Here is a 12,086-nt window from a genome sequence, read left to right as displayed (position 1 = left end):
GCAGATTCGAGCACTGAGCACCTCGTCGGGCCCCGATCGCGAGGATCGAGCGGGTCACTCCCACTCGATGGTGCCCGGCGGCTTGCTCGTGACGTCGAGCACCACGCGGTTGACCTCCGACACCTCGTTGGTGATGCGGTTGGAGATGTGCGCGAGGACCTCGTAGGGCACGCGCGACCAGTCGGCAGTCATGGCGTCCTCGGAGGACACGGGGCGCAGCACCACGGGGTGGCCGTAGGTGCGGCCGTCGCCCTGCACGCCCACCGAACGGACGTCCGCGAGCAGCACCACGGGGCACTGCCAGATCGACTGGTCCAGGCCGGCCTTGGTGAGCTCCTCGCGCGCGATCGCGTCGGCACGGCGCAGGATCTCGAGGCGCTCCCACGTCACCTCGCCGATGATGCGGATGCCCAGGCCGGGGCCCGGGAACGGCTGGCGGCCCACGATCTCCTCGGGGATGCCCAGCTCACGGCCCACCGCGCGGACCTCGTCCTTGAACAGCGCGCGCAGCGGCTCCACCAGCGAGAACTGGAGGTCGTCGGGAAGGCCGCCCACGTTGTGGTGGCTCTTGATGTTCGCCGCGCCCTCACCGCCGCCGGACTCGACCACGTCGGGGTAGAGCGTGCCCTGGACCAGGAACTCGACGTCCTCGCCGTGCGCGCCGGCCTCCTCGACCACCTGGCGCGCGGAGTCCTCGAACACGCGGATGAACTCGCGGCCGATGATCTTGCGCTTGGTCTCGGGGTCGCTCACGCCGGCGAGCGCGGACAGGAAGCGCTCCTTCTCATCGCGGATGATGAGGCGCACGCCGGTCGAGGCGACGAAGTCCTTCTCGATCTGCTCGACCTCGCCGGCTCGCATGAGGCCGTGGTCGACGTGGATGCACGTGAGCTGGTCGCCCACGGCCTTCTGGACAAGCGCCGCCGCCACCGCGGAATCCACGCCACCCGAGAGCGCGCAGATGACGCGCTTGTCCCCGACCTGCTCGCGGATGAGCGCGACCTGCTCGTCGATGACGTTCGACGGCGTCCAGTCGGGCTGGAGCCCGGCCACGTTGTAGAGGAAGTTCTCGATCGCGTGCTGGCCGAGCGGCGAGTGCTTGACCTCGGGGTGCCACTGCACGCCGCACATGCGCTTGTCGAGGTTCTCGAAGGCCGCGACGGGCGCGCCCTCGGTGGTCGCGAGCACCTCGAAGCCGGGGGGCGCGGACTGCACCGAGTCGCCGTGGCTCATCCAGACCTCCTGGACGGCCGGGCTGCCCGCGAGCGCGGTGCCCGCGGTGCCCACGGACGCCTGGGTGCGGCCGTACTCGCGCAGGCCCGTCTTGGCGACCGTGCCGCCCATGGCCTGCGCCATGGCCTGGAAGCCGTAGCAGATGCCCATGACGGGCACGCCGGCCTCGAACAGGGCGGGATCGATCTGCGGGGCGCCGTCCTCGTACACGGACGAGGGCCCGCCCGAGAGGATCACCGCGGCGGGGTCCTTCGCGAGCATGTCGGCCGCCGACATGCTGTGCGGGACCACCTCGGAGTACACGTTCGCCTCGCGCACGCGGCGCGCGATGAGCTGCGCGTACTGCGCGCCGCAGTCGACGACGAGGACGGGACGATGCTGGGTCTCAGTCACTTCTTGACCTCCAGGCTGGCGAGCACCTCCGCGTGGACGCGGCGCTCGGCGAAGAACGACAGCAGCGGGACCACTCCGCCCGCCGCCATGTAGATCACGCGCGGGACATCCCACCGCATGAGGAGCCACAGCTGCAGGACCGTGACCAGGTAGACCATGTAGACGAAGCCGTGGAGCTGCGCGATCACCAGCATCGCGGGGTCCAGGGTCTCCTTGAGGTCCTCGAGGCCGGGCAGGTACCGCAGCATGCCGAGGAAGACGACGATGAGCAGCGTGCCGGTGACGAAGGCCATCACGCGGTAGCGGGCCAGGGCGCCGGGGATCTTGCTGGAAGCGTCGCTCACGCGTGGTCCTCTCCGGTGGCATGCGCATCCTCCGGGGTATCCGGGCGCGCGCGACCATTGTCGCGTATCCAGCGTGCCGTGATGAACAGCGCGAAGCCTCCGAACAGCCACCACTCGATCGCGTACGCCGCGGAGCGGAAGTTGATCTCGGTGGTGGGCGGCAGCGGCTCGAGCGCCGTCCACGACGCGGAGCCGTCGTAGGACACCAGCAGCGCGCTGTACATCGGCGCGGGCCACACCTGCGCGAGCTCCGAGGTGGCCATCGCGGAGGCCCAGAACGTCCCGTCCGCGGGCTCCTCCTGCGGGAGGGACGATGCGGTCGACGCCTCGGGCGCCCGGAGGTAGCCCTCGAGCGCGACCTCCGTGCCCCACGCATCGTCCGGGCCGGCGACCTCGCCCTCGGGGCGCCACCCGACCACCACCGCGAGGGTCGCCTCCTCGCCCGTCCCGGTCTCCGCGGCCGGCACGGTCAACGCCCGCACCAGCATCTCGGCGGCCACGCCGTCGACCTCGCGGCCCGGGACCACGGCGGCATCCTCATCTGCCCACGTGCCCGTCACGGTGACCTGACGACCGATCGCGGTGCCGGCGGCCTGCGCGGGCGCGAGCACGTCCGCGAGCGCGACCGCGGGGTCCGGGAGCACCGTGCGGCCGGTGGTCGACGCCCGCGTCCACTGCCACCAGCCGAGCGCGCCGCACACCCCGACCGCGAGGGACACGACGAGCACGGCGGCGATCACGCGGCCCCAGAGGATGGCGCCGCGGGTGTCGGTCCGCGTCACCTCGCGGGCCGTGCCGACGTCCGTGACGAGCCGGGCTCGCCGAGCGGGCGCATGCGGACGCAGTCGCGGCCCGCCTGCTTGGCGTCGTAGAGCGCGTCGTCCGCCCGCTTGACCACGCGGTGGCTCATGCGGTCGGCCACGCCATCGGCGACGCCCACCGACACCGTCACCTGGTGCTCGTGGTCGCCGCACACGATCGGGCGCTCGCCCACGATCCTTCTCATGCGCTCCATCATGACGGCTGCGTCGGCCAGCGTGGAATCCGCGAGCACCACGATGAACTCCTCGCCGCCCCACCGGCCGAGCGCATCGGTCACGCGGACCTGGCCGCGCAGGCGGTCGCCCAGCTCGGCCAGCACGCGGTCGCCGCACGCATGCCCGTGAAGGTCGTTGAGCTCCTTGAAGCGGTCGAGGTCCGCGATCGCGACGCAGTACGCGTGCCCCTCCGCGGCGGCGAGCTCCTCGAGGCGTGCCGTCACGGGTCGCCGGTTCGCGAGCCCCGTGAGCGGGTCCGTGTTGGCCAGGAACTCGGCGTGGGCCGCCAGCCTCTCCGCCTCGGCGCGGGCCGCGCGAGCGCGATGATGCGCGACCACGGACAGGATGAACATGAGCGTCGCGGTGCCCACGGCGTTGATCGCGAACGTGTCGGCGATGTGGTCGCGGTCCGCGTACGGCCCGATCCCCTCGGTCGCGAGCTGCGCGTACACGAACGCGCCGGCTGACAGCACCGCGAACGTCCATCGCCAGGAGCGCTGGCGCTCGGTGAACATGAGGAACACCAGCTGGGAGGCGGTGATGAGGTAGAAGTGATGGCCGGAGGCCCAGCCCATGAGGACCGCCATGTACAGCATGCCCGCGGTGGCCGCCGAGAGGTACACGATCGCGGCCAGCAGCTGGCGACCGCGGGCGACGAGCACGAGCACCGCGACGAACGCCGCGATCTCGACGCCGTTGAGCCACGGCAGCGGTCCGGACGCGACCGCATCGTCCATGACGTAGCGCACCGTGAACAGCGCGGTGCTGACGATCGACACGAGCGCGAAGGTGCGCACGGTGCCTGCCGCGGCGCCCTCCGCGCCGCTCAGACCGCCCGCGCGGCGCTCGAAGAAGGTCGACAGCGCTGCAGGCAGGCGCGAGCCCTGAGCCTCGGGATCCCCCGGTCCCATCGCGCCTCCCTCCGGCCGCACCGCCGTGCCGGTGGCGCGACTCGCGGCCCAACCCCTCAGCGGGACCGCTACGACCAGCGTACGCAACCAGGGGGGCGATCGCTCCCGCGAGCGGCCGGAGGGGCATGGTGTCACGGCGTCTCCGGGACCTCTGGCCGCGAAGGTCCCGGCCATCCGTGGAACCATAGGGGCGTGGCACGAAGCATCTACATCGCATCGGCCGAAGGCGACACGGGGAAGTCCACCATCGCGCTCGGCATCACCAATCTCCTCGCGAAGCAGGTAGGACGGGTCGGAATCTTCCGTCCGGTCGCCCGCGTCGCGGATGGATCCGACTACGTCCTCCAGCTCCTTCTGGGACACGACAGCATCGACCTCAGCTACGAGGAGGCGATCGGCGTCCGCTACGAGGACGTCCACGCCGACCCCGAGAAGGCCCTCGCGACCATCGTGTCGCGCTATCACGAGGTCGAGCGCAAGTGCGACGCCGTCGTGATCGTGGGTACCGACTACACGGACGTCTCGGCGGCGGCCGAGCTCGAGTTCAACGGCCGCGTCGCGGCGAACCTCGGCGCCCCCGTCGTGCTCGTCGTGCACGGCAACGAGCGCACGCCGGCCGAGGTCGCCCAGGTCATCGACCAGGCGCGCCTCGAGCTCGTGGGCTCGCACGCCCACATCTCCGGGATCTTCGTCAACCGCTGCAACCCGGCCGACGCCGAGACCATCGCCGCGAACCTCCCCGACGCGCTGCGCCTGGGAGTGCTGCCCGAGGACCCGCTGCTCATCGCGCCGTCGATGAACCAGCTGGTCGAGGCCGTCGAGGGCGAGCTCATCACGGGCGACCCGGCTCTCCTGTCGCGCGAGTCGCGCGGGATCATGGTCGGCGCGATGACCACGTCGAACCTGCTCGACCGCCTCGAGGACGGCTCCGTGGTGCTGGTCCCCGGCGACCGCTCGGACACGGTGCTCGCGCTCCTCGCGGCGCACGGCGCGGAGGGCTTCCCCGCCCTGTCGGGTGTCATCCTCACCGGCGGGCTCGAGCCGCGCTCCGCGGTCCGCCGCCTGCTCGAGGGCCTCGGCTCGCCGCTGCCGGTGATCCGCACCGAGCTCGACACGTTCGAGACGGCACGCCGCTGCTCCGCCACCAAGGGCCGCCTGTCGCGCGAGAGCCAGCTCAAGGTCGACACCGCGCTCGCGATGTTCGAGCAGCGCGTCGACGCCGACAAGCTCCGCGAGGTGCTCGACGTCGCCCGCACGGACGTCATCACGCCGCTCATGTTCGAGTACGACCTGCTGGACCGTGCGCGCTCGCGCAAGCAGCACATCGTCCTCCCTGAGGGCGGCGACGACCGCATCCTGCGCGCCGCATCGTCCCTGCTCACCCGTGACGTGGTCGACCTGACCATCCTCGGCAACGAGCAGTCCGTGCGCGCCCGCGCCGCGGAGCTGGGGCTCGAGCTCGACGCCGCGCGCGTCCTGTCCCCGCAGGACCCGGAGTACGTCGAGCGGTTCGCCGCCGAGTACTACGAGATGCGCAAGGCCAAGGGCGCGACGCTCGAGGCAGCGCGCGACCGCGTCCAGGACGTCAGCTACTTCGGCACGATGATGGTCGAGCTGGGCCTCGCGGACGGCATGGTCTCGGGCGCCGCCCACACGACCGCGCACACCATCCTCCCGTCGTTCCAGATCATCAAGACGGTCCCGGGCGTGTCCGTGGTCTCGTCGGTGTTCTTCATGTGCCTCGCGGACCGCGTGCTGGTCTACGGCGACTGCGCCGTCAACCCCGACCCGACCGCGGAGCAGCTCGCGGACATCGCGATCTCCTCGGCGGACACAGCCGCTCAGTTCGGCGTCGAGCCCAAGGTCGCGATGCTGTCCTACTCGACCGGCGAGTCCGGCTCGGGGTCGGACGTCGACAAGGTCCGGGAGGCGACGCGCCTGGTCAAGGAGCGCCGCCCCGACCTCCTGGTCGACGGGCCGATGCAGTACGACGCGGCGGTGGAGCCCTCCGTCGCGCGCTCGAAGGCTCCCGACTCGCCCGTGGCGGGTCAGGCGACGGTGCTGGTCTTCCCGGACCTCAACACCGGCAACAACACCTACAAGGCCGTGCAGCGCTCCGCGGGAGCGGTCGCCGTCGGCCCCGTCCTGCAGGGCCTGCGCAAGCCGGTCAACGACCTCTCGCGCGGCGCGCTCGTGCAGGACATCGTCAACACGGTCGCGATCACCGCGATCCAGGCTCAGAACCTCGACTCCTCGGAAGGCAACGCGTGAGCGTCAACTACACGGGCATCGCCCTCGTCCTCAACTGCGGCTCCAGCTCGATCAAGTACCAGGTGGTGGACACCGCCCAGGACGCGCCCCTCGCGTCCGGCCTGGTCGAGCGCGTGACCGACCACAACGAGGGCGTGCGCCAGATCATCGCCGACCTCTCCCAGCCGGACTCCGGCGTCGACCTCTCGACGCTCACCGTCGTGGGCCACCGCGTGGTGCAGGGCGGCTCGGAGTTCACGGCCCCGACCGTCGTCACGGACGAGGTCGAGGACCACATCGCCAAGCTGTCGACGCTCGCGCCGCTGCACAACCCGGCGAACCTCGCGGGCATCACGGCCGCCCGTGCCGCGTTCCCCGACATCCCGCACGTGGTGGTGTTCGACACCGCGTTCCACGCGACGCTGCCCGAGGCGGCGTACACGTACGCGATCGACCGCCGTGTGGCCGAGGAGCACGGCGTGCGCCGCTACGGCTTCCATGGCACGTCGCACGCCTACGTGTCGCGCGAGACCGCGCGGCTCATGGGCAAGGACCCCAAGGACGTCAACATCATCGTGCTCCACCTGGGCAACGGCGCGTCGGCGTGCGCGGTCCAGGGTGGTGTCTCGGTGGACACCTCGATGGGCCTCACCCCGCTCGAGGGCCTCGTCATGGGCACGCGCTCGGGCGACATCGACCCGGCCGTCGTGATGCACCTCGGTCGCACCGCGGGCATGGACGTCGACGAGGTCGACGCCCTCCTCAACCGCCAGTCCGGCATGCTCGGCCTCACCGGGTACTCCGACATGCGCGATGTCTGGACTGCCGCGGACCAGGGCGACGCCGCGGCGCAGCTCGGCCTCGAGGTGTACGGGCGTCGCATCAAGGGCTACATCGGCAAGTACCTCGCCGAGATGGGCCGCGTCGACGCGATCGTCTTCACCGCGGGCGTGGGCGAGAACGACCACGGCGTGCGCGAGCTCGCGACGCGTGGGCTCGCGGGCCTGGGCATCGAGCTGGACCTCGAGCGCAACGACGGCCGCAAGAAGCAGGCGACGCTCGTCTCGACCGACGCCTCGCCGGTCCAGATCTGGGTGGTGCCCACCAACGAGGAGCGCGAGATCGCGCTCCAGTCGGTGGCCTCGGTCTCCTGACCCCCTCTGACAGCCGCAACGGATCTCACCTCGACACGCGGGTGGGAGGCCCCGGAAACGGGCCTCCCACCCGCGTGTCGTTCTGGTTTCCGTTGCCTCTGTCGAAAGGGACGATGCGGGACCTTCGCCGCGCCGTGTGAACGTTCACCATGGAACGATGAGCGGGTACCCGAACTGGAGGAGAAATGGCACCGAAGCCCTGGTCCCCCCGCACTGCGGATTCCGTCAGCGATGCCGAGGTCGAGGCCATCGACCTGTGGTGGCGCACGGCGAACTACATGTCGGTGGGGCAGATCTACCTGCTGGACAACCCGCTGCTCAGGGAGCCGCTGCACCGCGACCATGTGAAGAAGCGCCTCGTGGGCCACTGGGGCACCACGCCGGGCCTCAACTTCATCTACACGCACCTCAACCGCATGATCACGTCGCGCCAGCAGCCGACGATGTACATCATCGGCCCCGGCCACGGCGGTCCCGGTCTGGTCGCCGCGAGCTACCTCGAGGGCACGTACAACGAGACCTACCCCGAGATCTCCGAGGACGCGCGCGGCCTGCAGCGCCTGTTCAAGCAGTTCTCGTTCCCCGGCGGCATCCCGTCGCACGTCGCGCCCGAGACCCCCGGCTCGATCCACGAGGGCGGCGAGCTCGGCTACGCGCTGAGCCACGCGTACGGCGCGGCCTTCGACAACCCGGACCTGCTGGTCGCGGCCGTCGTGGGCGACGGCGAGGCCGAGACCGGCCCGCTCGCGACCAGCTGGCACTCGAACAAGTTCATCAACCCGGCCACCGACGGCGTCGTGCTGCCGATCCTGCACCTCAACGGCTACAAGATCGCCAACCCGACGGTCCTCGCGCGCATCGGCGACGACGAGCTCGAGGCCCTCATGGTGGGCTACGGCCACAAGCCGCACTTCTTCACCGCCGGCTTCGACGAGGAGTCGCCCGAGTCCTTCCACCGCCGCTACGCGGAGCTGATGGACGAGGTCATGGACGAGATCGCGGCGATCAAGGCCGAGGCCAAGGTCAACCCGCAGATGGACCGCCCCAAGTGGCCCATGATCGTGCTGCGCACCCCCAAGGGCTGGACGTGCCCCCCGTCGATCGACGGCAAGCGCACCGAGGGCTCGTGGCGCGCGCACCAGGTGCCGCTGTCCAACGCCCGCGACACCGACGACCACCTCCACACCCTCGAGGCGTGGCTGCAGTCGTACGGCCCCGAGGACCTGTTCGACGAGCACGGCGTGGTCAAGCCCGAGGTGCTCGGCACGGTCCCGCAGGGCGAGCTGCGCATGTCGGCCCGTCCCGAGGCCAACGGCGGCCTGCTCATGAAGGACCTGGTCATGCCCGACTACCGCGACTACGCGGTGGACGTGCCGGCCCCCGGCGCGGAGATCGGCGAGGCGACCCGCACGCTCGGCGACTTCCTCAAGGGCGTCATGGAGCGCAACCCCGACAACTTCCGCATCTTCGCGCCCGACGAGCTCGCCTCGAACCGCATCCAGGCGGTCCTCGACGTGACCCAGAAGGTGTGGAACGCGGAGATCGACCCCGACGACGGCCCGATGGGCCACAACGGCCGCGTGGTCGAGATGCTGTCGGAGCACCAGTGCCAGGGCTGGCTCGAGGCCTACAACCTCACCGGTCGCCACGGCCTGTTCACCTCGTACGAGGCGTTCATCCACATCGTCGACTCGATGTTCAACCAGCACGCCAAGTGGCTCAAGGTCGCCCACGAGCTGCCGTGGCGCCGGCCCATCCCGTCGCTCAACTACCTGCTCTCGAGCCACGTGTGGCGCCAGGACCACAACGGCTTCTCTCACCAGGACCCGGGCTTCATCGACCACGTGGTGAACAAGAAGGCGGAGGTGGTGCGCGTGTACCTCCCCGCCGACGCGAACACCCTGCTCGCGACCTACGACCACTGCCTGCGCAGCCGCGACCGCGTCAACGTGGTCGTCGCCGGCAAGCAGCCCCAGGCGCAGTGGCTCACCATCGAGGAGGCGGAGAACCACTTCGCGCGCGGCGCCGGCATCTGGGAGTTCGCCTCCAACGTGCCGCTGGGCGAGGAGCCCGACGTGGTGATGTGCGGCATCGGCGACGTGCCGACCATGGAGGTCCTCGCGGCGATCGACATCATCCGCGAGGAGCTGCCGGAGCTCAAGGTCCGCATGGTCAACGTGGTCGACCTCATGCGCCTGCAGCCGGAGAAGGAGCACCCGCACGGCATGACCGACCGGGAGTTCGACCAGCTGTTCACCGCGGACAAGCCGATCATCATGAACTACCACGGCTACCCGTGGCTCATCCACCGCCTCACGTACCGCCGCAACGGGCACGAGAACCTGCATGTCCGCGGCTTCAAGGAGGAGGGCACCACCACCTCGCCCTTCGACATGGCGATGGTCAACGACATCGACCGGTACCACCTGGTCATGGACGTCATCGACCGCGTCCCGTCGCTCGGCAGCCGCGCCGCGTCGCTGCGCCAGAAGCTGCAGGACAAGCGCTTCGAGGCCCAGCGCTACGCGTACGAGACCGGCGCCGACCTCCCCGAGGTCGCCGAGTGGGTCTGGTCGGGTGCCGGCACCGAGGTGCAGGCGAAGCTCTCGGGCGCGCTCGCGACCGACGGCGACAACGAGTAGCACGGAGCACGCGGCGCCACGCCGCAGCACAGGGGCCGATGGGCCGGGGCGATCCCGGCGCATCGGCCCCTCGTCGTACCCCTGGTCGTCGCGAGCCGCCGATGCGCTGGGCCTCCTACGGCGCTTCGTCGCCGGGTAGCGATACACTCGCGCGCACAATCGCATATGACTGGGGGAACACCACCTTGATCACACGTCTCGGTGCGCGCACGCTGGCGGTTGTCGCCGCGTCCGCACTCGCCTTCACGGGCCTCGCCACGGCGGCATCCGCCGAGGACGCCGCCACCCTGACGATCGGCTTCGCCGACGCCCTCGCACTCCCCGCCGGCGACGGCGTGCGCGACGAGACCACGGTCACCGTCACGTCCGACATCGCGACCACCGTGAGCGCCACCGTGGCGGAGGTCGGCCCGGGCGGTGACACCGTGCTCGCGTTCGCGCCCCGCGAGATCAACCCGGACACACCGCAGACGTACAAGGTGCCGGTGGACACGCTGCACTACGGCGGATACGAGCTCATGGTCCGGCCGGCCGTCGGCGATCCGGTCATCTCGATCATCAGCGTGAGCGACGGCAACCCGGTGGACATGTCCCTCAAGCTGTCCGCCTCCACCATCTACTCGTGGACCGGCGCGACGCCGACGACGACGACCGCGTCGGTCACCGCGTTCGATGAGCTGGGCCTGCCTGTGCCGTTCTCCGGCACCGTGACGGCCGCGATCGGCCCCAAGACCTTCACCGCCCCGATCGTGTCGACGACCGACGCGCCCGGGACCGCGGTCATCCCCGCGTCGAGCCTCACCGCCGGCACCGGCGCCGTGACGGCGACGGTCCTCGCGGCCGAGGACGTCGAGCTCACGGACTCGGCGCCCCTCACGCTCAAGCGCACCTCGGTGACGGGCGTGTCCCTGGCCCGCAGCGCGAGCACGGTCTACCCGTACAAGGACTCGTACCGCGACACGGTGAGCCTCACCGTCACGCCCACGACCACCACCGGCAAGGTCTTCCCTGCGACCGGCAGCGTCGCGATCATCCGTGACGGCAAGACCGTGAAGTCGTGGAAGCTCACGTCCTCCGCGAAGAAGACCTTCACGTGGGGCGGCCTCGCCGACGGCAAGGTGGTCCCCGGCACGTACACCGTGAAGACCGCGCTCCGCGGCCCCGAGGGCGGCACGCAGACTGCCACGATCACCGTCACGGTGGTGAACACCGCGGTCAAGAGCGTGGGCCTCACCAAGAGCGTCGCCACGGTCTACCCGGTCAAGGACTCCTACAACGACACGGTGTCCTTCACCGTCACGCCGACCTCAACCACGGGCAGGGTGGTGCCCACGACGGGCAAGGTCACCATCGCGCGCAACGGCACCACCGTGAAGTCGTGGAACCTCACCTCGTCCGCGAAGCGGACCTTCACGTGGGGCGGCCTGGCCAACGGCGCGATCGTGCCCGGCACCTACACCGTCACGGTCGCGCTGAAGGGCCCCCAGGGCACCACCAAGACCACGAAGACGACGGTCAACGTCAGCAAGAAGAAGCTGGTCACCGCGACCAAGAAGGTGACGCACAAGGCGGGCGCCGTCCTCACGTCGTACGTGCCCTTCGACTACTACTACGACGGCTACTGCGAGTCGAGCTACGACCGCGTCGGCGACGTCTTCTGCTGGAGCGAGGACGCCTACGACTACGACGACCTGGCGCTGATGGCCACGGGAAGCATCTCCGTGCCCGCCGAGGTGGTGGCCGGTCAGAAGCTCGGCGGCGCCTCGGTCAAGGTGCTCGCCGACTGGGAGAGCCTGTACGGCGACACCCTCTGGAGCTACGACAGGACCTCGACTGGGACCGCCAAGATCGGCTTCGCGCAGGAGGGCATCCAGGGCCTCGGCACGCTCAAACTGCCCGCGACGTCGAAGAAGGTCTACCTGACCGTGGGCCTCGGCGAGTACGCGTGGGCGCAGGTGAACACGTTCACCGCGGTCTACACCTACAAGAAGCTCGTCTAGGCGCGAGCAGCACAGCAGCATCGAGGGGCCGATGCGCCGGGTCGCCCGGCGCGTCGGCCCCTCGTCGTGTGCGGGAGATTCGACATGAGGGGCCGTAAAGCGGCAGGTTAACTCTGCGTTTC

General features: G+C 70.3%; 8 protein-coding genes. 4 read left to right on the top strand and 4 right to left on the bottom strand.

Going from position 1 to position 12,086, the window contains the following annotated elements; genetic code table 11:
• Positions 1-54: 54 nt before the first annotated feature.
• The 4 genes from guaA to AOM06_RS14930 are packed head-to-tail and all read right to left on the bottom strand — an operon-like array spanning position 55 to position 3,918.
• Complete coding sequence (guaA, locus tag AOM06_RS04805) at positions 55-1,626, bottom strand: glutamine-hydrolyzing GMP synthase (RefSeq protein ID WP_062303449.1); 1,572 nt, start codon at positions 1,624-1,626, stop codon at positions 55-57.
• Positions 1,623-1,970 (bottom strand): DUF3817 domain-containing protein, encoded by a 348-nt coding sequence (locus AOM06_RS04800; protein WP_062303446.1) that lies wholly within the window; start codon positions 1,968-1,970, stop codon positions 1,623-1,625. Before AOM06_RS04800 ends, guaA begins: the two co-directional genes overlap by 4 nt.
• Positions 1,967-2,752 (bottom strand): SURF1 family protein, encoded by a 786-nt coding sequence (locus tag AOM06_RS04795; RefSeq protein WP_062303444.1) that lies wholly within the window; start codon positions 2,750-2,752, stop codon positions 1,967-1,969. Before AOM06_RS04795 ends, AOM06_RS04800 begins: the two co-directional genes overlap by 4 nt.
• Positions 2,749-3,918 carry a GGDEF domain-containing protein gene (locus AOM06_RS14930; RefSeq protein ID WP_062303441.1) on the bottom strand — a complete coding sequence of 390 codons (1,170 nt, stop codon included), beginning with the start codon at positions 3,916-3,918 and terminating at the stop codon, positions 2,749-2,751. Before AOM06_RS14930 ends, AOM06_RS04795 begins: the two co-directional genes overlap by 4 nt.
• 192 nt (positions 3,919-4,110) lie before the next feature.
• On the opposite strand from AOM06_RS14930, the gene pta reads away from it, so the two are divergent.
• The 4 genes from pta to AOM06_RS04770 all read left to right on the top strand — a co-directional run bounded on the left by pta (position 4,111) and on the right by AOM06_RS04770 (position 11,964).
• On the top strand, positions 4,111-6,189 hold the full coding sequence (gene pta, locus AOM06_RS04785) for a phosphate acetyltransferase (protein WP_062303438.1): 2,079 nt from the start codon (positions 4,111-4,113) through the stop codon (positions 6,187-6,189).
• The gene (locus tag AOM06_RS04780) at positions 6,186-7,322 is read left to right on the top strand and encodes an acetate/propionate family kinase (protein WP_062303436.1); all 1,137 of its coding nucleotides are present in this window, start codon (positions 6,186-6,188) and stop codon (positions 7,320-7,322) included. The genes pta and AOM06_RS04780 overlap by 4 nt, the downstream gene beginning before the upstream one ends.
• Before the next feature lie 185 nt (positions 7,323-7,507).
• Positions 7,508-9,964 carry a phosphoketolase family protein gene (locus tag AOM06_RS04775; protein WP_062303433.1) on the top strand — a complete coding sequence of 819 codons (2,457 nt, stop codon included), beginning with the start codon at positions 7,508-7,510 and terminating at the stop codon, positions 9,962-9,964.
• 185 nt (positions 9,965-10,149) lie between these two features.
• Positions 10,150-11,964 carry a hypothetical protein gene (locus AOM06_RS04770; RefSeq protein ID WP_062303431.1) on the top strand — a complete coding sequence of 605 codons (1,815 nt, stop codon included), beginning with the start codon at positions 10,150-10,152 and terminating at the stop codon, positions 11,962-11,964.
• Positions 11,965-12,086: the final 122 nt, after the last annotated feature.

This window comes from Demequina subtropica, assembly GCF_000971235.1.
GTDB classification, from domain to species: domain Bacteria; phylum Actinomycetota; class Actinomycetes; order Actinomycetales; family Demequinaceae; genus Demequina; species Demequina subtropica.
The sequence above is the reverse complement of the archived record's forward strand: the minus strand, read 5'-3'. Positions and strand labels throughout refer to the sequence as shown.

Bases quoted from the DNA above. Each gene is read 5' to 3' on its own strand.
- AOM06_RS14930 (WP_062303441.1), bottom strand. From the start codon at position 3,918: ATGGGACCGGGGGATCCCGAGGCTCAGGGCTCGCGCCTGCCTGCAGCG.
- AOM06_RS04775 (WP_062303433.1), top strand. From the start codon at position 7,508: ATGGCACCGAAGCCCTGGTCCCCCCGCACTGCGGATTCCGTCAGCGAT.